The following is a 26,069-nucleotide window of genomic DNA, read 5'->3' on the forward strand; positions in this document are numbered from 1 at the left end:
TGCCGGATCAGGCGAAAAAAGGCCAGTCAAATAAAATGACTGGCCTATCTGGTATTACATAGGATTTACAAAGTGGAGATATCAATCACGAATCGATAACGCACATCGCTGCGAAGTACGCGCTCATACGCTTCATCTTGCGGAGCGATGCCGTGTTCAGCAGCGAAATCAAGCATCTCTTGTGTCTCGCGAATGCCGCCGACTAGCGAACCTGCAATGCTGCGGCGGCCCATAATTAAGGAAAACACACTGTATTGATCCGGTTCTGCCGGCGCGCCGACGTTAACAAGTGTTCCATCTACGCGAAGAAGCGATAAATAGGCATCAACGTCCAGATTGGCGGACACCGTGTTTAAAATGAGGTCAAAACGGCCGGCCAGTTCAATAAATACAGCAGGATCACTAGTTGCAACATAATGGTCTGCGCCAAAACGCAAGGCTTCTTCTTGTTTATTCAAAGAGCGGCTCAGGACCGTTACTTCTGCCCCCATGGCATGCGCGAATTGGATGGCGACATGGCCGAGTCCCCCCATTCCAGCAACGGCAATTTTCTTGCCGGGACCTGCGTTCCAATGCTTCAAAGGAGAGTACGTGGTAATGCCCGCGCATAAGAGCGGGCTGGCAGCATCCAAGTTCAGACTGTCCGGAATGCGGACAACGAAATCTTCTTTGACCACGATGTACTGGCTGTAACCGCCGTATGTCGGATGACCATCCTAGTCTAAACAGTTATACGTTTGGATCACGCCTTTCGTACAAAATTGCTCCTCTCCGCTCCGACAGTATTCACATTCGCCGCAGGAGTCGACGAAGCAGCCGACCCCGACGCGGTCGCCGACAGCAAATTTTTTAACGTCTGGTCCTACTGCTTTGACAACGCCGGCGATTTCATGTCCCGGAACCATTGGAAAGATTCCGCCTCCCCATTCATCATAACTCTCCTTGCTTTTTTCGATTAAGGCTGCGAATAAGCTGCATCTACAGAATAATCGTTAAAGTCCACTTTAACGCAAGGGTTTTTGTGAAATTTCCTGATAAAAGCCGTCTCCAGCCTGCGCGGGAAACGGCTTTTTTTAGAGTTGCAAAGGATATGACTTGTATACGGATAAACGGCCTGTTTACATATCCCACCAAAAGGACTCGGGAAGCGAGTATTGGCCGTTTAACAGGATTGTTTCACCAATCGCGGGAGCAATCATGTTGGCGCCTTTTTTCTCAGCTTCTTTCAAAGCACGTTCAATCGGCTCTTTCCAGCCATGATAGGCGAGGGTGAACGCGCCCCAGTGAATCAACATCATGTTCTTTCCTTTTACATCTTTGTGGGCTTGTACAGATTGTTCGGGTGTCATATGAATCCCGGACCAGCGTCTGTCATATTGACCGCCCTCCATTAAGGTGATATCAAAAGGGCCGTATTTTTTGCCGATTTCCTTAAAATGTTCATCATATCCTCCGTCGCCGCTCGTATAAAAACGCGTATGTTTTCCGAGGATAACCCAGCCGCCCCACAGGGTCGTGTTTCGATTCAACAACCCTCTACCCGAAAAGTGTTTGGACGGTGTCAAGGCTATCGTCAAACCTTGAAACTCCGTTTCATCCCACCAATTGAGCTCTGTGATTTTTTCTTTCTCAACTCCCCACCGTATCAAGTGTGCGCTGACTCCGTGGGGAACGAAGAAATGACCGGCCTTTTCCTTCAGCTTTAAGATGGATGGATAATCTAAGTGATCATAATGATCATGTGTGATCAAGACGGCGTCAATCGGCGGCATATCATCGACCATATGCAGGATGTCTTCGCTGTAGCGTCTGCTTCCGATAAATGATACGGGTGAAGCGATTGAACCCAGCATAGGATCTACGAGTATTTTTTTGCGGTCGATGCTCAGTAAAAAAGCGGAATGTCCAAACCATGTTAAGCTGTCTTCGTTATCTTTAACTGTGCTCCAATCGATCTTAGAAACAGGGATTTGACCGGAAGGGTTGCGTTCCTTGCCGCCGGAAACAGCGTCTCTCATCATCGAGAAAACGCCGGAGATTCCGCCCATATCCATCTTTTCCGGAGTCTGATTGACAAATTTGCCATCTGCATAATTGTCAAAGTTTTGATACAGCTTTTTTTGTTCTGTGCTTGGATTTCCCCCAAACACAGGGTGTAACTTGATGAATAACAAAACAGCCGCGCAAAATACGATGATAAAAATGAATAAAAACATCATGATTTTTTTCATTGTTCCTTCCTTTTTAGGATGATCTCTTGCTGCTTCTTATTCTACCGATTATACTTGCATCATCGCCAGTGTAACGCTGTACTGTTTGAGATAATACCATCGTAGCTGAATACCGTGCATAACCAAACAGCGAATAAAAATTTAAAGAACCCTTCGAATTTGAAGAGTTCTTTTTTGAGGCACCTTGACATAGACAAGTCATGTGCCACATTTCTTTTTAAATGAAGGTTTCCATTCTGACAAGTCCTGATAAACAAATGTTATATTGTCACATATTTCATAAGCAACTTCATACATATGTTCTATATCCTTAGCTGTAAATAATATACTTCCTTTGCGCCCTGTACTGTCAACAATAGGTGATATGGTGTCACCCTCTTTTACAAATAGATCAATTAATACGACCTCGGAAATGTTAGCTAGCTCATTGTATTTGATTTCTTTTATGCAACCTGGTTTTGGAATCAAGCTTAAAGACATAGCTTGACATTTTGAAGGTACACATCTAAATTCATCTATAGTCTTGGTAGCTAACGCATCATAATAGTATCCAAATTGAGATATGCCGGTTGTTAGTTCCACCATTTTCCATATGTTTCCGCCACCTATCCTAACTTGAGACTCTATGATTATTGGCTTTTTTTGTTTGTCTAACTTTACCTCTGTATGAGTAATGCCGTCTTCCAGTTGCATGTCCTCCAAAAATAGCATTACTTTCTCCATTAATTTTTTTTGGGATTCATCTATAGGTGCCGGCATAATAGTATAGTTTATTATAAACGTATCTTCTTTAAATATTTCAGCTGATATAGCTAGTATAGAGTGTTTTTTGTTATAAGAAACGGTTTCGACCGTATAAACTACGTCACCTTCAACGTACTCTTCCACTAAAACAGGTAGTTGAATACCATTATCTTTAATAAATACCTCTACGTTATCTCCCGTGTCTAGCTTAGACACTCCTATACCACCTGCACCAATCGGAGGCTTTATTATAATGCTGCCTTTTTTGTTCAAAAATTCATCAATGTCTTTTATGTTATTGCAAACTGTCGAATCTATCGAAAAGTCTTTGCCTGCTAGAATTTCACGCATCATGTCCTTATTGCGGGTTATCATATTAGCATTGTAAGAAGGTCCTTTAACATTAAAAATCTTTGCAATTATGCAAGCCGTATCTAAGGCTGCTTCGTTGAAAGATACTACCACCTCAAATGGTTTCTCTTTGTACAATTCTTCAGCATAGTATACAGACAAGGGTATATTTGTTGTGTCTATTTCTTTTTTATAGAAACACTTTTCTAAAATAGTTCCATCAAAGTATATGTGTTTAGTGTAAGACCCTATATACGAAACAGTATACCCCCTATCTAAAGCATCTTGTATAGGTTTTGTCCATCCCCCTATAAATAAAATGTGTGGTGTATTTTCTATGTCGATTCCTTTTGATATCTTATACATCATAATCATCTCCTCTATAATGAACTCGTATATTCAATTTCGGTTCCTTTTGATACGCCTCGCCTTAACAACATCATTAAACACAATGTTGTTCCGAAGCCCCCTATAAATAACGTAGTTTGAAGCCCGAATATAGAAACTAAAAATGCACTAGCAAAACTTCCTAATGCCCAAGCTCCCCAATTAAGCGTACGCTGTACAGCATTTACTCTGCCTAGCATGTGACTTGGTGAAGCAAGTTGTCGTATGGTTGCAGAGTAAGGGCCAAATACACCTTCTCCCATGCCATGTATGATACTTGCAGCTACTATACCGTAAACGGTTCCCAAATATCCCATTATCGGTATAAAGGCCAGACCGATAACTGATACAGTAGCGCTATAAATAAGCATTTTTGTATTATTAATTTGTTGACTTTTTTTCATGAGTAATGTATTGCCTATTAAAAATCCCACCGCTGCTGAACCTACAACAAAGCCTATTTCAAGTTCAGATAGACCCATTACCTTATAAAGGAATATTACTAAAATACTATTTAGTATGTATTTAAAAAAACCGTAAACAGCGCCACAGCTTACAATTGGTTCTAATACAGGGTGTTTTTTAAAATATATCAAACCTTCATATATGTCTTTGTATACGGATTTTATATTTGCGTTTTTTAAAGAGCCCTCTGTATGCGGTTTAAACTTTGAAATAAATAATACAAACACAAAACAAACAAAATACGTTACTGCGTCAACAGTGAAAGAGCCTGTTAATCCAACTAGAGTAATAACGATTCCTGCTAGCATAGGACCAATTACTATAGAGAGAGACTCTGAAAGAGCTAGTAGTGCATTTCCTTTTTTTAAGTTGTCTTTATCTGTTAATATTTCAGGCAAGAAAGAGGGAATTGCAATGTTGTAAAACGTAGTAAATACTCCATTCAAAAACATGAGAAACACCAATAAAGGGAACGTTATTATATTTGTTACAGTCAGTATGAATACTGCTAAAAATAAAACGCCTTGACATATACTACAAATTAGCAAAATATTTTTTCTGTGAAGGATGTCTATCAAAGCACCAGCTACTAATCCGAAAATTAGGTAGGGTATGAATATAATCCCACGAAGCATGGCAGCATTTGCCTCACTTGTTTGTAGCACCTCTAATGCAAAAAGAGGCAAAGCTACTATTGTAAACTGGGTACCTAACAAACTTACAGACTGTCCTAGCCAAAGCTTGTAAAAATTAAAATGTATTTTATTTTTCATAATAACCCCCTATTAATTCATATTATTCGAAAACTTTATACGCCAGTTCCCTTATTCAGCATTGTTTTGGGCGTCTCAATTGTTATTAACCTCCATCCATAGTATATCTCCTATGATGACCCTCGTACGCGTTTGCGAATGTAAAAGCAAGATATCAAAATTGTAGTTTTTGTTTTGATGTTCAACTACAGGTGTAATTATATTGAAACAAATGACCTCAGTTTTTTAAAAAGCTGAGGTACTCTCCAATGATCCTAATGAATGTACAGCATCAATAATCAACGAATTTATAAAACCATATCATTGAACAGGAAACATTTATCGTTGAGATTAGTGTGGATTATGAGAATCACGTGAGGAATTGAAAAATACAATTCTAATTTTGGATTACATATCAAATGAATCCTTACGTCGTCGTATCAGTGAAAAAAGGTGAGACCATGAATGGCCTTGCGAGCGCCTTATTTTTGGGAAACGAGGGGAATTGGGATGGGAACATATTAATTTTCTTGGAGTATACACCTTTGATATGAAGAATATAGCAAGCTTAGGTTCACTCAGCCCTCTTAATCAATGAATTAAAGCCGATGGTACCTTAGCATATTGTTGGTGGCCCCCAGATAGAAACCGTGGGAGGTTTACAAAAAAAGAGCTGACGTTAATCGTCAGCTCCAGCTTTTAAAATCGGACAGATTCAGAAGGTTGGAAAAACCGGTCCACCGCTTCATAGGTTACATCTGAAACGTGCCGGTACTTGTAGTTCGGCGATTGATCACGGTCGATCAGGACGGACCGGACGCCTTCGAAGAAATCGTCGTGCTTCAAAAAGTTCTTCGCCAGCACAAGATCCGTGGCAAAGCATTCTTCCAATGTTTTTTGACGTCCGTCCGCCAGCTGTTTCAATGTGATTTTCAATGAAAATGGCGCTTTTGAAAGCATCGTTTTTTTCACATTCGAGCTAAAAGTGCTTCCTTCGCTTTCGAGCGATTGAAGGATCTCTTCGAGCTTATCATACTTAAAATGCCGGTCAATCGCTTGCTGATCACGGGCGAGCGTGCTTTCTTGGGAGGGCTTCGTTTTCGATTCGCCGATCAGCTGATTGAGCTTTTCTTCAACGTTTACAAGGCGCCAATCTGTTTGTTCCACTGTTTGGATCAATCGTTCTAAAGCGCCGCTCTCCATGTAGGCGTCTGCCCCATTGATATACAGCACGTCTGCCGCATGGATGACAGATGCCGTTAATCCAAGATATCTTCCTATGTGTCCCGGAGCTCTGTTTAAAAAATAGGCTGCCCCGACATCCGGAAAGAAACCGATATTCATTTCAGGCATCGCCCATTTTGTCCTCTCCGTGACAATCCGGTGGCTGGCCCCGTATGTCAGGCCGACGCCTCCCCCCATGACGATCCCATCCAAGCAGGCGATGATCGGTTTCGGAAATCGATGGACTGCCATATCGACTTCGTACTCTGTTTCAAAAAAGCGCTCGGCTTCTTGCAGGGCCTGTTTTGACGAACGTGCTTCATAGAGTGCCTTAATATCCCCTCCGGCACACAGTCCTTTTGGTCCTGCACCTTTGATGAATACAACAGAAACGTTTTGATCTGTCTCCCACTCGTTTAATTTTTCACCAATCAGACGGACCATGTCGTATGTGAGGGAGTTGAGCGCTTTCGGGCGATTCAAAACAATCGCTGCGGCGCCGTTTTGATTAAGGGAAAACAGCACATCATCGGACATCTGGATCCACTCCTTTTATGAATGATGAAAGTTTGGTTTGCGCTTTTCGACAAATGCGTGAATTCCTTCTTTGGCATCTGAAGTGACAAACAGCTCGGCGAATCTGTTTCGCTCTCTCTCCAGTGCCTGTTCCATGCTTTCAGAGGCGCCCTGTACGACACATTCGACGGCGCGTCTCACGCTGGTCATGCTTTTTCCTTCGATAAAAGACGACGCGACCCCTTCTGCCGTCTTCATCAGTTCCTCCCCCTTTACCGCCATCTGCGCAATTTTCAGCTCTACCGCTTCTTGAGCTGAAAGCGTTCGGCCCGTCAGGATGAGATCGAGTGCTGTCGCTGTATCCGTTATATTGCGAAGCCGCTGTGTACCTCCAAATGCGGGAATCAAGCCGAGCTTTAATTCGGGAAGGCCGAGTGTTGCATCGTCTGATACGATTCTGAAGTGGCAGCTCATTGCGAGTTCCAGGCCTCCGCCAAGAGCCGGTCCGTTTATCGCCGCAATGACGGGCTTATTGGAAGCTTCGATTTCATCACAGAGCGCCTGGCCCCCTTGTGCGAGTGCCAGCCCTTGTTTTTGGTCCCCGAGTTTTGAAACGAATTCTTTTATATCCGCTCCCGCCACAAAAAATCGTCCTTCTCCTGTGACGATGATCGCTTTTGTCTCCTCGTCGCGGGCCAATTCCCGAAAAAGAGAGCGCAATTCGGCGATACAGGAAGAAGAGAGTGTATTTGCCGGCGGATTGTTCAACGTGACGGTCGTGATGCTATGTTCGGTTTTAAGTGTGGCATATTTCAAGTTCAATATGGATCCCTCCCTGTTGAAATAGAAAAGGCCCCTCTGAAAAAATCTGTTGCGCATGAGAGGGAGCCTTATGTTAAGAATTAGAACCAGCGTTCGGTGACGACCTTTTTGCGCGTGTAAAACTGGACGCCATCTTTTCCGTTTGTCCCAAGGTCTCCATAGAAAGAGGCCTTGTTCCCTGCGAAGGAGAAGAATGCCATCGGAGCTGGTACGTTGACATTGACGCCGATCATTCCGGCATCGATTTTGTCGCGGAACTGCTGGGCGCTTTTCCCGCTCGACGTGTAAATGACAGCGCCGTTGGCAAACTTGGATTGATTGGCGAGCTCGATCCCCTCATCAAGGTCTTGTACGCGGACGACGCTCAAGACCGGCGCAAAGATTTCGTCCTGCCAGATTTTCATCTCCGGTGTTACATGATCGAAAATCGTGGCTCCCACAAAATATCCTTCCTGAACATCCGGATTGCGTCCGTCCACGGCGAGTGCGGCTCCCTCTTTTATACCGCTGTCGATATAGTCAAGAACGCGTTCTTTATGAACTTCGCGGATCAGCGGGCCGACAAAGTGATCCTCTGATCTGCCATCCCCTGTCTTCAGCTTCCGTGTTTCAGACACGAGCATTTCCATGAAGTCATCGGCGATGTCATCAACGACCGCCGCGACGGAGCAGGCCATACAGCGTTCTCCGCTGCTTCCGAATGCCGCCCCGATGATGCCTTGAACCGATTTTTCAAGATGACAATCCGGCATCACAATCGCATGGTTTTTTGCGCCGGCCAGAGCCTGAACGCGCTTCCCGTTGGCTGTGCCCGTTTGATACACATATTTTGCGACCGGTTCTGAACCGACGAAGGAGACGGCTTTAATATCATCGTTCTCCAATATTCCGTTTACAACATCCTTTCCTCCATGAACGAGGTTCAGCACACCTTTCGGAAACCCTGCTTCATAAAACAGCTCGACAAGCTTTCCGGCAAGAATAGGAGTGCGTTCCGAAGGTTTCAGGACGAACGTGTTTCCGCAAGCAATGGCGAGCGGAAACATCCACAGAGGAACCATCATTGGAAAGTTAAACGGCGTAATACCGGCGACGACCCCCAAAGGATAGCGCCAAATCGATCCGTCGATGCCCCCAGCTATCGCGGGCAGGGATTCTCCCATCATTAAAGTAGGTGTGGCTGTCGCAAGCTCAACAACTTCGATTCCGCGCTGCACTTCGCCTCGGGCGTCTTTCAACGTTTTGCCGTTTTCTGTCGTAATGATGTCTGCCAATTGTTCTTTTCGCTCTTGAAGAAGCTGTAAATATTTGTATAAAAGTCTCGTCCGATTGGGGACAGGCACAAGTGACCAGGTCTGATAAGCGTGTTTGGCAGCCTGCACGGCACGATCTACATCCGCTCTCACAGATAGGGGCGCATAAGCGATGACGTTTCCGTTTGCAGGATTGACGACTTCTTCAGCTTCCGTACCTGAGGAATTCACCCACTCCCCGTCGATATGGTTCATAATTTTCTTGGCATTCGTTGTGATCATGTACTTTCTCACCTCTCCTTACCGATAAGTTGTCTTCTGTTCGCTTATTTTTTTGTATAAAACAGACATATCTTTGTCGCCGTATCCATTTTGATCGGCTTCTTCATAGATGCCGAAGAGAATCTTGCTCACCGGCAGTTCAACCTCATTTTTCTCAGCCAAATCCAGTGCAAAGCCAAGGTCTTTCAGCAGCAGCTTCAAAGAAAAGCCAGGTTCATAGTTTTCATTCGCTATGAAACTTTTATAGTTGCGCTCATAGATTCGGCTCTGCCCATAGCTGACGTTCAGCATCTCAAACAATTTTTCGAGATCGAGATTGCTGTTTTTGGCAAGATGCAAGGCTTCACTGACGCCGGCTGTATAAAAACCGATTAAGAGGTTGTTGATCAGCTTCGTATTCGTTCCGCTGTCGATGTTTTCGTTCACATGAAAAATATTCTCGCCCAATACGTTGAAAATAGGCAATGCTTTATCAAAAACAGACTTCGGCCCCCCGACCATAAAGGTAAGCGTCCGGTTGACTGCTCCGATTACACCGCCGCTGACCGGCGCCGCAAGAAAATCAATTCCTTTGCTTTTCGCTTCCTCTGCAATCCGGATATTCAGTTCAGGAGCGACCGTGCTTGTATCAATCAGAAGGACGCCTGGTTCAGCCAGGTGTACGAGCCCCTTTTTCCCCAGAAAAACCTCCTCTGCAGCTTTTGATGAAGGAAGGCTTGTCAGGATGGCGTCACACTCTTTTACCATCTTTTCAACTGAAATCCCGATCGTTCCCCCTGCATGATGCAAGGCCAATTCAGCTTCTTTGTTAAGGTCCGTTCCATATACCGCAAAGTTCTCCTGAAGCAAATTTTTCGACATGGGCAGACCCATGTTGCCCAAACCGATAAACCCGATTTTTTTCAAACGGTTTCCCTCCGATCACACCGTATATTTTTCATGAGCGGCTATTTTCTCTGCGATTTCGCGTTTTTGAGCAAACAGATTGCTGAAAAGGGGCAAAGTAAGGCTGTGAACCTCTTCCAATTCGAGCTTTCTTTCAGCTTCATCAGATTCTATGCCTGATAAGGCGGTTACCGCCATCTCTTCGATTTTGCGGAAGCCTTCTTCACAAATAACGTTCGTCATCATTTCTTTCAACCGTGCTTTTTCGCTTCCGTATCTTTTGGTTGCCTTTTCGGTCCGGAGGGCGGCGGATTCCATCACATAGAGTTCTTTTTGCATGTCGGCGAGAATCCGCGCGTATTCCTGCTCCTTTTGAATGTTCACGCGGGAGCGTTTAAGCGCTTTTAATGTTTTGCCGAAAAGCCTGTTGGACAGCTGAATAAACCGCCGGTTTCGGTTTTCCCCGCTGCTTAATTGAGCTTCCGGCTCTGAGATGCCGTTTTGCTTCACTTCTTTCATCATCAGTTTGGCGATCGTCAAACGGTTAATCTCGTTTGTCCCTTCGAAAATCCGGCTGATCCTCGCGTCCCGGTACAAACGTTCGACTTCGTACTCCTGCATGTATCCGTAGCCGCCATGAATCTGCACCGCCTCGTCTGCATTTCGGTCGAGTATTTCGGAGCAGTGAACTTTATTGATCGCGCATTCGGATGCATAGTTTGTGAGTTTTCTCAGTCTGTCGTCTAATGGCTCAGCCGAATTTAAAACATGGTCCAGGCAGTCTGCCGTTCTGTAAGCAGCGCTTTCGGCGCCGAAAATCGAAATTGCCATGTCGGCAATCTTTTCTTGAATCATTGAAAAACCGATGATCGGCTTGTTAAATTGTTTGCGCTGTTTGGCGTAGCTAACGGCAAGGTTCAATGCTTGCTTTGCCATTCCAATGTTCGAAAACGCGAGCTTTAAGCGGGCCATGTTTAAAATGTTCAAAGCGACGTGATGACCTTTCCCGACATGACCCAAAACATTATCGTTTGGCACCTCGACTTCTTCGAGGATTAAGGTTGCCGTCGAAGACCCTTTGATTCCCATCTTCTTCTCTTCAGGTCCGATGGAAACGCCTTTAAACGAACGTTCGACGATAAATGCTGTCATGCCTTCCGCCGTTTTTGCAAAGACAACATATACATCAGCTACTTGCGCGTTCGTAATCCACTGTTTTTCCCCGTTTAAAACCCAGGCTGTTCCTTCCCCATTCAAGACGGCCGTCGTTTTTGCGTTTAAAGCATCTGAGCCTGCGCCCGGCTCTGTCAGAGCATATGCTCCGATCCATTCGCCCGATGCCAGTTTCGGAAGGTATTTTCGTTTTTGTTCTTCTGTTCCATAATAAATATACGGCAATGTCCCGACGCCCGCATGAATATTAAAGGAGACGCTGAACGATCCGCCGGCTCCCATTTTCTCTGCTACTAACCCGGAAAGCTTCTTGCTGAGTGAAAGGCCGCCGTATTCCTCAGGAACTTCGATACTGAGCAATCCGAGCTCTCCCGCTTTTTGAAACAATTTTTTCACGCTTTCGTGATCCTGCTGATCGATCGATTCAAGAAGGGGCATGACTTCATTTTTGACAAATGATTCTGTCGTTTTTGAAATCAGTTGATCTTCCTCTGTGAAATCTTCCGGCGTAAATCCTTCAGCAGCCGATTCGTGTTGAGAAATCAAGGGTTCATTCCATCGAATTTTTGCTTTCCCCATTGCTTTCCTCCTCGCTTCCGCTAAAAAGAGTGATAAACTGAGATAAAAAGACGATGAATCCGCTTACATTTTACCTGATACGAATCATCGTCTCCTTTTCTCATCCAGATAAGGACCAACCAATTATGAAGGGCACGGTTGTTTCGGTCATTTAGCAGGCTTTTCTTCTGCCTGTCGCCGGAACACAGCCCCGCTTTTTTGTTTCATGAAGCAACTGTTCCGCGAAAAGCTCCGGGCAGTGCAGCTGATGTGTAAGTTATGAAGCTTTTAATATCAGCTTATCAAATAATTGGAAGATTTCCAAATGTTTTTTTGGTTTACTCTATTTTACTTGTGAAAGCTTGGGAATATGCATTGTCCGCCTTGTGGCGAACGCGTTTTGGCAAGCCGGCATGCTTTTTTTGAAAAAATAAAACAGACCATCGTTTTGATGGTCTGTTTAGAAAGTGTACCGTTGATGGCTTATTCATTTGACAGGCTTGAGACGATACATTCTGCACGGCCGGCGATTGTAAATTCTCCAAAGCCCGCAGGCAGCAGCATGTGATCTCCTTTTTTAAAAGAAAAGTCGTTGCCGCAAGACGCATTGATCTGCCCTTCCCCTTCTATGACGCTGACAAGAAGAAACGGTTTATCCTGTTTGAAACAGGCTGATCCTTTTACATCCCATTTTGCTACTGAGAAATAAGGACACTCAATCAGTGCGGCAGTCTTGACATTACCCGATGTTTCATATCGAACGTCTTCGCGGCCAGGCGAAGACGGGACGTCGATCACTTCTATGCTTTTTTGCAAATGGAGCTCGCGCAGGTTTCCTTCAGCATCTTTTCTGTCATAATCATATAGTCTGTAGGTTGTGTCTGAATTCTGCTGCGTCTCCAAAATCAAAATACCTTTTCCGATCGCATGGACGGTTCCGCTCGGCACATAGAAGAAATCTCCCGGCTTCACTTTGACGCGGCGCAAGAGCTCGTTCCATTTCCCGTGTTCGATCATTGAGACCAGTTCTTCCCGCGTTTTGGCATGGTGGCCGTAAATGATCTCCGCATCTTCTTTACAATCAATGATATACCAGCATTCCGTTTTTCCAAGCTCCCCGTTTTCGTGCAGTTTTGCATATTCATCGTTTGGATGCACTTGTACGGATAGGTCTTGGTCGGCGTCCAAAATTTTTGTCAGAAGAGGAAAGCGGTCTCCCTTTATATGTCCGAATAAATGGCGATGTTCATTCCATAATTCGCTGAGTGTGAGCCCTTTATACATGCCGTTTTTCACGACGCTTTGCCCATTTTGATGGGCGGCGAAAGCCCAGCACTCCCCCGTTTGTTCGGATGGAATCTCGTAGCCGAAAGAGGCTAAAGCTGTGCCGCCCCAAATTCTTTCTTTAAAAACAGGCTCGAAAAATAATGGTTTAGTCATGACGGGCATCCTCCTTTTTTAGATGATTTCATCCAGAAGTTTGTATGCTTCTACTTTTGTTTGAGCAGAGAGAAGCTTGTCCCTGTAGGTGTCATCCATCAGTTTTCGGGAGAGCATTTGCAGAAGCTTCAGATGCTCGTTTCCCCCGCTTTCTTTCGGGACGGCGATCATAAATATCAGTTTGGCGTCAGTTCCGTCAAGACTCTTCCAGTCGACGCCCGAACGTTTGATGCCGAATGCTACACTCGGCTTCTTGACGGCGTCAGACTTCCCGTGCGGGATCGCGATGTTCATGCCGATTGCCGTTGTCCCCTCTAATTCGCGGTTCATGATCGCTTGTTTAAATTCGCTTTCCGAATGCAGTGCACCTTTACGGGACAATTTTTGAATCATTTCATCGATAATGTCGTCTCTCGTATCCCCTGATAAATGAGGTTCGATCAAATCTGTATCAATGATGTCAGTGAGCTTTTTAATTTCCGGTATTTCGGATTTTTTGCTTTCCGCTTTTATTTCGATGTTCGGCTGCGGAATGTCATGAACTGCAGCAGTCTCACTTGCCCCTGCAGGAGCGGCTGCGACCTCTTTTTTGAGTACATTGACCAAAAGAGCGGTGACCAGGGATCCGGCAATAACGGCGATGAAGAACATCAACACATGATCGACAGCGCCAAGCACTGCTACAATCGGTCCGCCGTGGGCGACTCTGTCCCCTACATTACCGATCATGGCGATCACAGAACCAGTCATTGAACCCGCCATAATACTCGGTATGACGCGAAGCGGGTCCTGTGCAGCAAACGGTATGGCACCTTCAGTAATACCGAATAACCCCATTGTAAATGCTGCTTTTCCCATTTCTCTTTCTTGCGCCTGAAATTTTCTTTTTCCTAAAAACGTTGCGATGCCAAGCCCGATCGGAGGAATACAAATGGCGACGGCGATCGGACCCATAATTTCATAGTTTCCTTCACCGATCATGGCTGAACCAAACAGGAATGCCACTTTATTGACGGGGCCGCCCATATCAAACGAAATCATCGCCCCTAAAATTAATGCCAGAAGAATCGAACTTGAGCCCTGCATACCAGCCAGCCAAACCGTCAAAGATTCAAAGATTTGCGCGACAGGCGCGCCGATCAGCAATACGAATGCCAAGCCGACAATAAGCGAGGAAACCACCGGTATGATGATGATCGGCATGATCGGCTGAATGGCTTTTGGCACTTTTAATTTTTTGATGGCCAGCGCCGCATATCCGGCTAAAAAGCCCGCGATAATGCCGCCGAGGAACCCCGCACCGCTTCCGCTGCCGTAAAAGCTTCCTGTCGCTGCGATGTATCCGCCGATCATCCCTGGCACAAGCCCCGGTTTATCGGCGATGCTGTAGGCAATATAACCGGCTAAAATCGGGATCATGAATGAGAATGAGGCAGCCCCGATTTGCTCAATCGTTTTCCAAAAAGATTCATCAGGAATCACTAACCCTTTCGGCGTTTTTTCACCTCCAAGCGTCAGTGCGACCGCAATCAATAATCCGCCGACAACGATGAAAGGAACCATAAATGATACACCGTTCATTAAATGCCGGTAAATCGGATTTTGTTTTTTCTCAGTTTGAGCTGAGGCTTCCGTTTTCGCAGCCGGCCGATAGACAGGTATATAGCCGCTGATCGCTTTTTGTATTAATTCTTCCGGTTTTCGGATGCCTTCCTGAACACCGACAGCCAGAAGTTTTTTCCCGATAAAACGGTCTTTGTTGACCGAGCGGTCTGCGGCTATGATAATCGCGTCTGCCTCGCGGATTTCCTGCTCGGTCAGCTCATTTTCCACCCCGATGCCGCCTTGTGTTTCGACTTTCATTTGAACGCCCATTCGATCGGCCGCTTTTTGCAAATTTTCCGCAGCCATATACGTGTGGGCAATTCCGTTTGGACATGATGTAATCGCTAACAGTTTCATGCGAATCCTCCTTCTGAAACTAAAGTAGTGAGCAGCTCTTGTCATTACTTTATAATAAAAACATGCGTGTAAAAGCGTTGTTTTTTACCGCATGTTCCGGAAAAACCGGCTTTTTTAAAAAAACCGGACTGCAATAAGGGGCGACTTGTAACACTTGGGACTGATTGTGAAAATGTGCCGTATTGCAACAATTGGGGACTGAAATTTTTCGAAGAGGTGTAAAGTGAGGACATTCCTTTTTAATGAAGGATATCTCGAAATCAAGAAAATCAAGGTTGAACTTGTCAGCAAATCCCTGCTGAACACGAAGATGTTTCCACTACAATGAAAAACTATGATCTTCGAATCAAATATTTATGTAAAATCACTCTTTTATTCAAAAACCAAGATCCCTTTCTTGAGGGGTTTTGCTTTTGAGTGAAATGTAAAAAAGAAAGTATTTCCTCCTATCATGTCGAGAGGATTAAATATTGAAACTTATTCTTTAATTTTCCGTATATCCATATAAAAATGGTATCTAATGCGGGGAGGAATATTCGTTGGCTGAAAAGCAAAAAAGGGTTCCATTTTTTAAAAAATATTGGGTTTCTCAAATTGGTGTATTTTTATTGTCACAGATAATTTTTATTACATTTGAAACAACAGGATGGATACCTAATTATAGAGAGATTGATGGAACACTATTTGGGAGAATTACGGAATCGTCAATTTTTAAAGAATGGTTTACTTTTTATGAAACACCACAATTAAATTTACTTACTGTCTTTTTTGGCGTCTTCTTTCTTGTGCCAGGAATAATAAGTGCATTAAAAAACGTATTTTCGCCTAGACACTATAGTAATAACTCTAAATAACCGTGATTAAAAATAAATATGGTTGATTAAAATGAATAAATTTGAGAGGGGTTTTGCTTTTGAGTGAAATTGAAAATCACTTTGTCTCTAAACAGAGGCAAAGCGATTTCGGCAACATTAGCTATTGGGTAAATCTATACGTGCAGGCGTGCTAGTCCTTGTTCACTAATATCCTCCTCGTGTTACACCTTACGAATTAGAATTACTAAATAATTGCTTAACTTTATAAGCAATTACAGCGAGGTATAAAATTGCAATAAACACTAATACTCCAGTGCCAAAATCAGTTTTTGATACTAAATAAAGACTGATCAGACAGAAAATAATGTACATCACAATATCAAAAACATTTTTCTTGTTGTACATCAAGTTCCCCCCATTAAGCAATTGATTCTAGGTGCATATTTGATGCAACCCTGGAATAATAAATTTTTATATTATTGGAAAATAAATAACTTTATAGTAATTATCGGCTTTAAAATTTCTCATTATGCCTAACTCTAACACGTTGCCTTTTCGTTTTACATAAAAAGTCCAAAATTTGAGTAAATTTTCCCGATGTAATGGTTTGTGTTTTTTATAAAGATCAGAACTATTCATTCATTATGAAAAACAATTCATATGCTCATTTCTCTTTTAAAATACTTATCTCATAGTTAAAATTCTTAAATTGTAGGAACGTTATTGATACTCTCTTCATAAAGAGGTAACTATACGGATGCGGAAATGAGAGGCAGCCCCATTGTAACTGGAAAAGATGCTGGAAAGTTTCTCAAGAAGTACTACGTAAGAACAGAAAAGTTGAAGCCCGGAGAGCCCAAATAAAACAGTTAAATCAAAAAACATCCGCAGCAATTTAACAAAAAACATAGAATCGCATTGAAGATGTTAAGCGAAAATGAAGTTCTTCCCTCTAACTAAAAACAAAGTTGATACTTTAATAAAGCCTTTCTCCAAAGAATATATTTTAATTACACATTGAAAAATCTAATTTTATGGACAACATAACCCTTTGTTGTTGGGCTTGCAATAAAAAAAGAATAGGATAAAGCAAAACTGCTCACCTATCCCATTCTGTTGTCTGTATATCGATCTTTTCTTGAATGTTGATGAAGGTCAGAACCCCGCCTTTAATAATCCAAATAAGATAAAAATTTCATCACATTTGTTTCTTTCGTCAGCTTTTGGATGAAAGCCGGCTGCTCGCTTAAGCTGGACAGCTCTTGAAACAATTGTTTTGTCATGTTTTGATCCTCGTGTTTGACAGCCAGCATAAAGACGAGCGATACTTTTTCAGAGCCCCAGTCAAGCGGCTCTTTTAATGTGGCGATCGCAATGGCTGATTGTTTAATCAATTTGGCGTTCGCGTGAGGAATGGCGATGCCCGCTCCGATGTTTGTCGCCGACATTTTTTCTCTCATGACTGCCTGTACAGCATATTCTTTTTCTACATAGCCTTTCTCGTATAAAGCCATCGCCAGCTGTTCAATCAGCTTGTAGCGGTGTTCTGATTCTTGCTGCAGGAAGACGAGGAAAGGAGTTGTGTCATTCAGCACTTTAAACGTTTTTTGTATTTGCCGGGACGATTCACCGAGCTGATCCATAAAAGCGCTGAGCTTTTTCTCATCGGCCGACTCGAGCAGCGGAGATACAACGATATGGGGAATTGATAAATCCTCCAGGCTGACCGTTGATATGACAAGATCGATATCTTCATGTCGTGCAGTATAGTCCGCCAAATCAGCTTTTGCGATGCAGTCCATCACGGCAATTTGGTAGAATTTCCGTTCTATTTTTGTCCGCAGCAGTTGTGACATCCCGATGCCCATATGACAGACAATGATCGCTTTTTTATGCTTGTCTTTTCCATAGCTGAAGCGCTCGATCGCCGCTTGGAAATGCAATGTCAGATAGGCGGCTTCTTCCTCGGGAATTGAAAGTGAAAACGTTTGGTTGATGTCTTCAAGAACATCAATGACAATATGAAACAGATATGGGTACATTTTTTTGATATCGTTGAGCATCGGATTTGATACGGAAAGGTCATAGCTCAGCCGGTTTAAAACGGTATTAAGGTGAATTTTCAATCCGTTAATCAAAACCCGGTCCTCGCGGAAATCCATCATTTTCAACTCTGAGACACGCCGGATTAAATATTCGACAACCTTTGGAAGCAAAGGGTTTTCCAGTCCGTTCTCCCCTTCTTTCCCAAATGGATAACGAACTTTGCCGCCTAATATATGCAATGTTAAATAGACGGCCTCTTCTTCAGGAAAGCGGATCGCAAAAACAGCTTCCAGCCGTTTTAAACAAGCAAACGTCCACTGAAATTCTTTTTTCTTTTTGACTGCATCTATTTCTTCCGGAGAAATGGTAATCGGCTGTTTCATTTTGATGCGGCGAATCATCAGCAGTGTATGCAACAGTAAATTTTCGAACGTTTCATCAGTGAAATATAAAGAATGTCGCTTTTGCAATGATCTGATTTCGCTTTTAACAAATTCCACTTCATGGCTTAAAAATTGGCTTTTAATAAATCGGCTTGTAAACTCCGGGTTATCAATCAACTCCGAGATGCGCGCCAGCGCTTTTCTCTTATTTTTTTCACTTCCTTCGATCTTTAAACCGAGGCGCTGCTTGGACACAAGAGTGAGGCCAAACCGCTGGAGCCAAACTTCGATTTGATTCAAATCCCTTTTAATGGAAGACTTATTCAAGAAGTGCTCGGCAGCCATTTCTTTTGCAGAAACCGGCTTTGGATTCATTAATAACTGATAAGCGATTTGCAGCATCCTTTCTTCATCGGATTGCTGCTGTGCGGCGTGATGTTCGGTATATAACTGCCGGCTTAAACGGACCCTTTCATGATCTTCAATATTCAAATAAACGCCCAGTCCCGGTTTGCGAATCAATTGAGCATCAGAGTGCTGATTGAGATAATCTTCAATCGTTTTTAGATCATTTCTGATCGTTTTTTCAGAACACTTTACCCTGTCTGCGAAATCTTGTACGACTAAATAGTCTTCAGGTTCAGATAACAACAGATTCAGAATGTCTTTTTGCCTTGTATTCATATCTCTCTCACCTGTTTTTCTATCCTTCCCTAAAAAGAAATGATAGTATAAGTATACTACAAACGTAACCGTTTACATTATACAGTGAAATAAAAGGGTCAAAAGTTTCGTTTTTTACCGAAACTTCCGGAAAAAATGTTTTTATCAACACGGAAATTTTTCTTTTATAGGAATTTTTTATAATAGATGATAGTGGGAGGAAAGTAAAACAGCCGTACGGTTCTAAGCAACGAAAAAAGGATCAGCGAAAGCTCCTCCCGCTGATCCTTAAACTAAAATTCTCTTTTATTATAAAAGCTGAGCGATATCGCATATGAAACAGAAATCATCACGAGCAGTACGCCAACTAAAAGGATGAATGTGCCCGCATTTGACATTTCACTCAGAAAAGCCGTTAATTTTTGGCTTAGTGCAAGGTTTTCCCCCGCATTTATAAATTTAAAAAAGGCCGTCCCTCCAAATATAATGACGAAAAATATGATGATATTGGCCATTTTGGACTTCAAATAGCCGTACTTAAAAATCAGAGGAAATGAGATCGAGCTAAATAATGTGACAGCCACAACAGCACCCATGACGCCTGAAAGTGTCAATGGGAAATCAAGCGGCAAGTGCAGCATATGTCCGATTGCATTGATCAAAGAATAGAAGAGAATGGCATAAGCCGCATAGACATAAACCGATACATATTTTGATAAGACGATGATGTTTCTTTTAATGGGCAAGCTGATCAGGATTTTATCACTGTTGTTTTTGTCTTCTAAGGAGCTTGCGCCTAATGCCAGCTGATATGTGACAGCCAAAACCGCCACTGTATATCCGACGAGCTCAAGCTGTGACAATGTAAAAGTAAAAAATATCATCAATAACAGCGATAGTTTCATTGCTCTTTTCTGCATTAAAATATCCTTTTTAATAAGATGATACATGTTGATCACTCCTGCCGGTTGAAAATACCAAAATATCCTCCAAAGTCGGTTTTTCGATCATGACCGAATCCCCGAAATGCTGAACGACTCCCCGCTTATCTTTGGAGAGCGCTTCGAAGCCATAGCTGTTTTTCTTAATGCCGATTAAGGCGTCTTCGTTTCCTTTATGCAGCGTATCGAGGTCTCCTTTTACAATGCAGTACTCCTCCAACAGCTCATCCTTTGTTTTGCTCAGCACGAGCCGGCCGTTATGAATGAAAGTGATATAGTCCGCTACTTTTTCTAAATCAGAGGTAATATGCGTCGAAAAGAAAATCGACTTGTTTTCATCCTGCAGCAATGTTTGCAGCACGTCGAGGAGCTCCGATCTGACAAGAGGATCGAGTCCTGATGTCGGTTCATCCATGATCAATAATTCGGCATGATGGGAAAGCGCGACCGCCAGTGAGAATTTCATCTTCATTCCTTTTGACAAGTTTTTGATCTGCCTGTTTAAAGGGAGCTGGAAGTCTTTTGCGTACCGCTGAAAAACAGCCTCATCCCACTTTTTGTAAAACGGTCTGATGATTCCTTTCATTTCGTTCGGTGTCAGTTCTTCGTAAAAATGATTTTCATCGTATACAAAGCCGATCCTCTGCTTGATTTCGATATTGTGCTTTTCATTGTCGAGACCGAAAATGCTGATGTCTCCTTCGTCTTTTTTGATCAGGTTCATGATCAGCTTGATGGTCGTGCTTTTTCCGGCTCCGTTCGGGCCGATAAAGCCCATAATATATCCTTTTTCAAGCGAGAAGTTGATGTTTTTTAAAGAGAAATCTTGATAATGTTTTGATACATTTTTTAATTCCAGTATGCTGGTCATTTTTACCACTCCTCATAAACCAGTTTGAGCATCTTTTGAAGTTCCTCGTATGTAAAGCCGATTTGTTTCGCTTCAGTGACGGCTTCTGCTATGTGTTCTTCGATCAATTTGACTTTTGTTTCTCGAAGCACGTCTTTGTTGATCGCTGCGACATACGAGCCCTTTCCCGCGACTGTGACGATAAACCCTTCTCTCTCCAGTTCGTCATAGGCTCTTTTTGTTGTAATTACGCTGATTTTAAGCTCTTTGGCCAGGTTTCTGATCGATGGGAGCGCCTCTGACTCCGAGAGTTCTCCCTTGACGATTTGATCTTTTAATTGGTTGACGATCTGCAAATAAATCGGTTCATCCGATGAATTTGAAATGATGATATTCAATGCATGACATCCCTCTATTCGTTATAACTGTATATATACAATATAAACAGTTATAACACCTTTGTCAAACAATAACAAAACAATACATATTAGCAGCGGAAAACCTCCTGCTTCCTGCACGGCGGTAGTGATTCGGTAATATTGATGAAATAAGGAAGCAGATCATACAATTGTTTATCTTCTTGCCTGTAAAAAGGAAAAATTGAATTAATAAATCCCAATTTCTCAATGTGGCACAGAGAAATTGGGATTTTTTCAGTGTTGAAAATCAGCTTTTTGAAGCAAATCCTCTCTTAGTTATACTCCAGAATAGGCGGAGAATCCTCCATCGACCGGTATGATGGTTCCAGTGACAAATCGCGAGGCTTTATCGCTTACCAACCATAATAACGTTCCGATTAGATCTTCCGGAACCCCAAATCTATCCAACGGCGTCTGGTTGATAATTTTTTGTGCTCGCTCCGTATATGTTCCGTCTTCATTGAGCAATAGGCTCCTATTTTGGGCGGTAAGAAAAAAGCCTGGGGCAATGGCATTGACACGAATTCCGACTTTTGACATATGCACAGCAAGCCATTGGGTAAAGTTACTGACGGCCGCTTTTGCACCGCTGTAGGCGGGAATTTTCGTCAGCGGCGTATAGGCGTTCATGGATGAGATGTTAACGATCACATTTCCGTCGTGATCAGCCATGTCTTTTGCAAATACTTGAGTGGTTAACAGTGTACCAAGAAAGTTTACATCAAATACAGACCTTACTCCCTCTATTTCTAAATCAAAAAACGTAGTCAATTCTTTAGTATTCAAGTCTTTTTTATATAAATATTCTTTATCTGTTGTTCCCATTGGATGGTTGCCGCCTGCACCGTTAATGAGGATATTGCATCTGCCGAATGTTCTGTTAATGAGTTGTTTCGCTTGTTCAAGGCTTTGTTTATCAAGGACGTTTGCTGTAACGGCAAGTGCTTCGCCTCCGTTTTCTTGGATCTCTTTCGCTACTCTGTCTGCCGATTCAGCTCTTCGGCTGACTACTGCTACTTTTGCACCGCATTGAGCTATTGCTTTAGCGAAACAGCTGCATAAAATGCCGCCTCCACCTGTCACTACAGCCACCTTATCTTTCAAGTTGACATGAAAAGGAATCTGCACATTCATCCCTCGTCTCTGCATTTTAGTTAGTGCTTGTTCATTTATTGCATTCAAAGGCTATCCGCTTCTTTTCTTTCGTCAATGTTTCCCACATTCCATTTAAATACACTGCACCCAGCGCACGGTCATATAAACCATAACCCGGTTTACCGGCCTCTCCCCAAATCATTCTTCCATGATCCGGTCTGGCTGGTCCGGCAAAATCTATATCTCTTAATGCTCTTACGATTTCATACATATCTAAAGAACCGTCTTCTGAACGGTGGGAGGATTCTTGAAATGACTTTTCTCCAATGATCTTAATGTTTCTCAGGTGCACAAAGTTGACTTTTCCTTTTTTTCCGAAATAACGAATCAATTCCGGAATATCATTTGTTGAATTCACACCCAGTGACCCGCTGCATAAACACAAACCGTTAAAGGAGCTGTCATAGAGATTAATCAATCGCTCCAAATTCTCTTTGTTCGTTATGATTCGAGGCAGTCCAAAGATAGGCCATGGCGGATCATCCGGGTGAATCGCCATTTTGACTTGTTCATTTTCTGCCGCCGGTATAACCGCTTTAATAAAATACGAAAGATTTTCCCATAAATCCTCTTCCGTAATGTGCTGATATTGTTGAAAAAGATTCTTTAGCTGTCCATCTTCATAGCTTGTGTCCCAACCGGGAAGTTTTAGTTCACCATGTAATGGATTCATTTGTCTAACTTTTTCTTCTTCATAAATTAATGCTGTAGAACCGTCTTCTAGTGCATAGTCTAAAGAAGAACGAGTCCAGTCAAATACAGGCATGAAATTGTAACAAACGATTTTAACTCCCGCTTTTGCCAAGTTGCGTATCGTCGTTTTATAGTTTTCAATATATTGATCTCTTGTCGGAAGACCTAATTTAATATCTTCATGGACAGGTACACTTTCAATGACACTTAACGATAGACCATGATTTTCAATTTTTTCTTTTAACTCTACAATTTTCTCATAAGGCCATGCTTCCCCTACAGGAATATCATAAATGGCCGAAACAATTCCAGTAACGCCGGGAATTTGGCGAATATACTCTAATGTGACCGGGTCGCTGTCTCCGTACCATCGAAACGTCATTTGCATGGTTCTCCCATCCTCTTCCCTCTTATTATTTAACAATCGATATCATCATTTCGCATGACAATAACAATATATTGGAGCGGTTTTTTTCAAAAGAATTTGCCGATTAGTATCCGCTTACATAAATTTTCATGATCATGATTCATGTGTCGTGCTAGATGACAAAATTCAGCTGGCCGGGATGTAACCGCGGACAAAGATTCTTGCTCGATTAATGGAAACATCATCATCATGTGGCCTTAATCTTTTAATCATACGGCAAACTGTAAGAAAACGCTCCGTTCTTGCTTTCCAGCTCTGTGCCATTTACGATCAGTTTTCTCTTTTCTCCATTTGGTACGTGAAAAGTGAGTTGATCATACGATAACTCGTATGTTCCTTCCTTTTGTATTGAAAGATTGATCCCGTCTTCTGTTGTCTCCATATCGACATGTATAAAGGCAAATGTACGAGTATATTCATTTGTTAACCCATCATCTTCATACAAACGATAAGTCGATTTTCCTTTTCCTTTGAATGGGAATAACAAAAATCCTCTTTCATCTTGGTTCTTTGTTTGGAATGTCACTTTTGCACCATTTACCGGAACGATCGCTCCCGCTTTCGCTAATAGCGGAGTATAATGTAATGGTGCCGGCAGAACGACTGTCTTCCCTCCTTCATACCATGTTCCCGTATGGAAATCATACCAGCCTTTTTCATGGTTCGGTAAATATACCTCCCGCTCCGTCATTCCTTTTTCGACGACAGATGCAACCAGCAAAGATTCACCAAGTATAAATTCATCGTTCTCTTCAAATGTTTTCTCATCATGTTCAAAATCATAAAATGTCGGTCGAATGATCGGCTGATAATGTTCGTGCGCATCATATAGCGCGGTGTAAATGTAAGGGATGATCTTATGTCTAAACTTAATGAGTTCACGGATTTCATCGATTGTTTCAGGAAACATCCATGGTTCATTAACTGTCCCGTCATCGTTCCACGAATGAATGGTAAATCTCGGATGCATGATGCCGTTTTGCACCCATCTTACGAATAGCTCCGGTTCAGGGGCCGGTCCTGAAAATCCGCCGACATCATGGCCGAAATTGTAAATGCCTGATAAACTTAGACCGATGCCTGTTTTAATGTTAAATTTTAATGTTTTCCAGCTTGTTCGGTTGTCACCGGTCCAAGTTTGTGCATAACGGTGCATGCCGGGACATCCGGATCTTGAGATCAGGTACGGGCGTAATTCCGGGTTGTATTCTAGCTGAGCTTCGAAAGACGCTTTCATCATCAAAAGCGGATGAAGCGCGCGGATCAGTTCAAACTCCACTTCTTTGCCGAAGCCGTGACACTTGGCGTTTTGACTCCATATTTCAAATTCGTTATTATCGTTCCAAGTTGAATCAATTCCGTATTCCAACAGCTTTTCTGTTATTTGAGCCTTCCACCAGTCGAACGTTTGGCGCTTCGTGAAGTCTAAATAAGCTCCGATATCATCCCAAAATTGGGCCATTTCCGGTTTTTGTGTTTCTCTGTTTACAATGAACATGTCTTTTTCTTGTAGTTCATCAAAGTACGGATGATCCTTTAGCAAACACGGTTTAATGTTGGCGCATAAACGGACGTCCTTCTCATGGAAGTGTTGCACCATCTCTTTTGGAGCAGGGATTTTGCTCTCATCCCAGTTAAAGACATAACGTTTATCACCGATAGATGTGTATCCTGACGATAATTGAAACGAATCGCATAACATATCATGTTCTTCACAAAGACGAACGAAGTTTTTTAATTGTTCCTGTGCATTTGGCGCATCGGTATAGCTCATCGTAGAGCCTGAATAGCCCAGGCTCCATTTTGGCGGCAAGATCGTTTTGCCTGTCAGCCAAGAGAATGTTTCGACTACATCTTTTATTTTCGGACCGGCTATGAAGTAGTAGTCTAAATCCCCCTTTTCAGCCTGATAATAGCGGTACAGTCCATGATAGTTATCAAGCTCTGAACCCATATCAAAAATGGAAGCTGATAGATTATCATAGAACATTCCATAGGAGATGCCTGTTTTCTTATGACGTGTAATATAGAATGGGATATGTTTGTATAGCGGATCTGACCACTCTGCGTCGTACCCCATCGCATCGATATTTAACATCCGGTAGCGTTTCCCGTGTTTATCGACGTTTCCCGTTTTCTCGCCAAATCCAAAATATTGTTCCTGGACATCGCGTTGTAAATAATGGTATACGTCCTTTCCAAAAGCCCCTTCAAAATTATACCCTTGTGTTTGCCGATCGTTTGCAACATTGATCCATTCAGAACCATTGTGATAAAACCAGCTGATTCTAAAGCCGTTCAATTGAACATGAAGCTTGACCTTACCGGTTTTCACGATAAAAACATCTTTGACTTGCTGGAATTCGTATTGAGGCAATGTAAATCCGCTCATGTCTAAACGATGGCGTCCCTCCCATGGCACATCGATCTGTCCAGGCGCGACACTCCACGTTTTTTCAAGCGTTAACGCTTCTCCCTCCGTCAGTAAAATCCGAATTATATCTTCTTCAAGAATGAATATTTTCGCATGTGCATGACCGTTATTTAAATGAAAATGTAGCACATTTTTCTCTTCTTTCATAAATGTAAACATGTAGGTTTCTTTAATTGACATTAAATAGACGCCTCCTGT

Annotated in this window: 19 protein-coding genes and 2 pseudogenes; 2 read left to right on the forward strand and 19 right to left on the reverse strand. The window is 42.7% G+C overall.

The window, feature by feature from the left end; genetic code table 11:
• Positions 1-65: 65 nt before the first annotated feature.
• The 4 genes and pseudogenes from M1D67_RS10945 to M1D67_RS10960 all read right to left on the reverse strand — a co-directional run.
• Positions 66-938: pseudogene (locus M1D67_RS10945) on the reverse strand (NAD(P)-dependent alcohol dehydrogenase); the annotation flags it as partial.
• 180 nt (positions 939-1,118) lie between these two features.
• Positions 1,119-2,219 (reverse strand): MBL fold metallo-hydrolase, encoded by a 1,101-nt coding sequence (locus tag M1D67_RS10950; protein ID WP_197407309.1) that lies wholly within the window; start codon positions 2,217-2,219, stop codon positions 1,119-1,121.
• A gap of 210 nt (positions 2,220-2,429) precedes the next feature.
• Positions 2,430-3,692 (reverse strand): ATP-grasp domain-containing protein, encoded by a 1,263-nt coding sequence (locus M1D67_RS10955; protein WP_105980989.1) that lies wholly within the window; start codon positions 3,690-3,692, stop codon positions 2,430-2,432.
• A gap of 14 nt (positions 3,693-3,706) precedes the next feature.
• The gene (locus M1D67_RS10960; RefSeq protein ID WP_023857547.1) at positions 3,707-4,951 is read right to left on the reverse strand and encodes an MFS transporter; all 1,245 of its coding nucleotides are present in this window, start codon (positions 4,949-4,951) and stop codon (positions 3,707-3,709) included.
• Positions 4,952-5,312: 361 nt separating this feature from the next.
• On the opposite strand from M1D67_RS10960, the pseudogene M1D67_RS10965 reads away from it, so the two are divergent.
• Positions 5,313-5,528: pseudogene (locus M1D67_RS10965) on the forward strand (Tn3 family transposase); the annotation flags it as partial.
• Between the two features lie 101 nt (positions 5,529-5,629).
• Here M1D67_RS10965 and M1D67_RS10970 read toward each other — a convergent pair.
• From M1D67_RS10970 to M1D67_RS11000, 7 genes are all read right to left on the reverse strand, one after another.
• Positions 5,630-6,691: an enoyl-CoA hydratase/isomerase family protein gene (locus M1D67_RS10970; protein WP_020451654.1), complete on the reverse strand. Its 1,062-nt coding sequence runs from the start codon at positions 6,689-6,691 to the stop codon at positions 5,630-5,632.
• A 15-nt stretch (positions 6,692-6,706) separates the two neighbouring features.
• Positions 6,707-7,492, reverse strand: a complete 786-nt coding sequence (locus tag M1D67_RS10975; protein ID WP_020451655.1) for an enoyl-CoA hydratase-related protein — start codon at positions 7,490-7,492, stop codon at positions 6,707-6,709.
• Between the two features lie 80 nt (positions 7,493-7,572).
• Entirely contained in the window at positions 7,573-9,027 is a 1,455-nt protein-coding gene (locus tag M1D67_RS10980) for a CoA-acylating methylmalonate-semialdehyde dehydrogenase (protein ID WP_216920699.1), read from the reverse strand.
• 18 nt (positions 9,028-9,045) lie between these two features.
• Positions 9,046-9,933: an NAD(P)-dependent oxidoreductase gene (locus M1D67_RS10985; protein WP_020451657.1), complete on the reverse strand. Its 888-nt coding sequence runs from the start codon at positions 9,931-9,933 to the stop codon at positions 9,046-9,048.
• Positions 9,934-9,948: 15 nt separating this feature from the next.
• Complete coding sequence (locus tag M1D67_RS10990; RefSeq protein ID WP_026579632.1) at positions 9,949-11,664, reverse strand: acyl-CoA dehydrogenase family protein; 1,716 nt, start codon at positions 11,662-11,664, stop codon at positions 9,949-9,951.
• A 462-nt stretch (positions 11,665-12,126) separates the two neighbouring features.
• The gene (gene manA, locus M1D67_RS10995) at positions 12,127-13,083 is read right to left on the reverse strand and encodes a mannose-6-phosphate isomerase, class I (RefSeq protein ID WP_479831820.1); all 957 of its coding nucleotides are present in this window, start codon (positions 13,081-13,083) and stop codon (positions 12,127-12,129) included.
• A gap of 18 nt (positions 13,084-13,101) precedes the next feature.
• Positions 13,102-15,045, reverse strand: a complete 1,944-nt coding sequence (locus tag M1D67_RS11000) for a PTS fructose transporter subunit IIABC (protein ID WP_105980993.1) — start codon at positions 15,043-15,045, stop codon at positions 13,102-13,104.
• Positions 15,046-15,584: 539 nt separating this feature from the next.
• On the opposite strand from M1D67_RS11000, the gene M1D67_RS11005 reads away from it, so the two are divergent.
• Positions 15,585-15,899 carry a YfzA family protein gene (locus tag M1D67_RS11005; protein ID WP_039072747.1) on the forward strand — a complete coding sequence of 105 codons (315 nt, stop codon included), beginning with the start codon at positions 15,585-15,587 and terminating at the stop codon, positions 15,897-15,899.
• A 189-nt stretch (positions 15,900-16,088) separates the two neighbouring features.
• Here the strand turns inward: M1D67_RS11005 and M1D67_RS11010 are convergent, their stop codons facing one another.
• The 8 genes from M1D67_RS11010 to M1D67_RS11045 all read right to left on the reverse strand — a co-directional run bounded on the left by M1D67_RS11010 (position 16,089) and on the right by M1D67_RS11045 (position 26,051).
• Positions 16,089-16,265: a hypothetical protein gene (locus M1D67_RS11010; RefSeq protein WP_039072748.1), complete on the reverse strand. Its 177-nt coding sequence runs from the start codon at positions 16,263-16,265 to the stop codon at positions 16,089-16,091.
• A 764-nt stretch (positions 16,266-17,029) separates the two neighbouring features.
• Positions 17,030-18,973, reverse strand: coding sequence for a mannose transport/utilization transcriptional regulator ManR (gene manR, locus M1D67_RS11015; protein ID WP_039072749.1), 1,944 nt, complete (start codon positions 18,971-18,973; stop codon positions 17,030-17,032).
• 272 nt (positions 18,974-19,245) lie between these two features.
• Positions 19,246-19,902 (reverse strand): ABC-2 transporter permease, encoded by a 657-nt coding sequence (locus M1D67_RS11020; protein WP_023857535.1) that lies wholly within the window; start codon positions 19,900-19,902, stop codon positions 19,246-19,248.
• Complete coding sequence (locus M1D67_RS11025; protein ID WP_035338678.1) at positions 19,886-20,764, reverse strand: ABC transporter ATP-binding protein; 879 nt, start codon at positions 20,762-20,764, stop codon at positions 19,886-19,888. The genes M1D67_RS11020 and M1D67_RS11025 overlap by 17 nt, the downstream gene beginning before the upstream one ends.
• A 2-nt stretch (positions 20,765-20,766) precedes the next feature.
• Positions 20,767-21,141, reverse strand: a complete 375-nt coding sequence (locus tag M1D67_RS11030) for a GntR family transcriptional regulator (RefSeq protein ID WP_035338680.1) — start codon at positions 21,139-21,141, stop codon at positions 20,767-20,769.
• A 297-nt stretch (positions 21,142-21,438) separates the two neighbouring features.
• Positions 21,439-22,311: an SDR family oxidoreductase gene (locus tag M1D67_RS11035; protein WP_392387566.1), complete on the reverse strand. Its 873-nt coding sequence runs from the start codon at positions 22,309-22,311 to the stop codon at positions 21,439-21,441.
• 16 nt (positions 22,312-22,327) lie between these two features.
• Positions 22,328-23,398: a mannonate dehydratase gene (gene uxuA / locus M1D67_RS11040; protein ID WP_035338683.1), complete on the reverse strand. Its 1,071-nt coding sequence runs from the start codon at positions 23,396-23,398 to the stop codon at positions 22,328-22,330.
• A gap of 244 nt (positions 23,399-23,642) precedes the next feature.
• Entirely contained in the window at positions 23,643-26,051 is a 2,409-nt protein-coding gene (locus tag M1D67_RS11045; RefSeq protein ID WP_479831821.1) for a glycoside hydrolase family 31 protein, read from the reverse strand.
• Positions 26,052-26,069 lie beyond the last annotated feature (18 nt).

This window comes from Bacillus sp. PK6-025 (genome assembly GCF_056530265.1).

What these genes read in the sequence shown, in the direction of transcription:
- M1D67_RS11045 (WP_479831821.1), bottom strand. Translation starts at nt 26,051, where the DNA reads ATGTCAATTAAAGAAACCTACATGTTTACATTTATGAAAGAAGAGAAA.
- manA (WP_479831820.1), bottom strand. Translation starts at nt 13,083, where the DNA reads ATGACTAAACCATTATTTTTCGAGCCTGTTTTTAAAGAAAGAATTTGG.
- M1D67_RS10990 (WP_026579632.1), bottom strand. Translation starts at nt 11,664, where the DNA reads ATGGGGAAAGCAAAAATTCGATGGAATGAACCCTTGATTTCTCAACAC.
- M1D67_RS10970 (WP_020451654.1), bottom strand. Translation starts at nt 6,691, where the DNA reads ATGTCCGATGATGTGCTGTTTTCCCTTAATCAAAACGGCGCCGCAGCG.
- M1D67_RS11035 (WP_392387566.1), bottom strand. Translation starts at nt 22,311, where the DNA reads ATGCAGAGACGAGGGATGAATGTGCAGATTCCTTTTCATGTCAACTTG.
- M1D67_RS11010 (WP_039072748.1), bottom strand. Translation starts at nt 16,265, where the DNA reads ATGTACAACAAGAAAAATGTTTTTGATATTGTGATGTACATTATTTTC.
- M1D67_RS10955 (WP_105980989.1), bottom strand. Translation starts at nt 3,692, where the DNA reads ATGTATAAGATATCAAAAGGAATCGACATAGAAAATACACCACACATT.
- M1D67_RS11000 (WP_105980993.1), bottom strand. Translation starts at nt 15,045, where the DNA reads ATGAAACTGTTAGCGATTACATCATGTCCAAACGGAATTGCCCACACG.
- M1D67_RS10980 (WP_216920699.1), bottom strand. Translation starts at nt 9,027, where the DNA reads ATGATCACAACGAATGCCAAGAAAATTATGAACCATATCGACGGGGAG.
- manR (WP_039072749.1), bottom strand. Translation starts at nt 18,973, where the DNA reads ATGAATACAAGGCAAAAAGACATTCTGAATCTGTTGTTATCTGAACCT.
- uxuA (WP_035338683.1), bottom strand. Translation starts at nt 23,398, where the DNA reads ATGCAAATGACGTTTCGATGGTACGGAGACAGCGACCCGGTCACATTA.
- M1D67_RS10960 (WP_023857547.1), bottom strand. Translation starts at nt 4,951, where the DNA reads ATGAAAAATAAAATACATTTTAATTTTTACAAGCTTTGGCTAGGACAG.
- M1D67_RS11025 (WP_035338678.1), bottom strand. Translation starts at nt 20,764, where the DNA reads ATGACCAGCATACTGGAATTAAAAAATGTATCAAAACATTATCAAGAT.
- M1D67_RS11020 (WP_023857535.1), bottom strand. Translation starts at nt 19,902, where the DNA reads ATGTATCATCTTATTAAAAAGGATATTTTAATGCAGAAAAGAGCAATG.
- M1D67_RS10950 (WP_197407309.1), bottom strand. Translation starts at nt 2,219, where the DNA reads ATGATGTTTTTATTCATTTTTATCATCGTATTTTGCGCGGCTGTTTTG.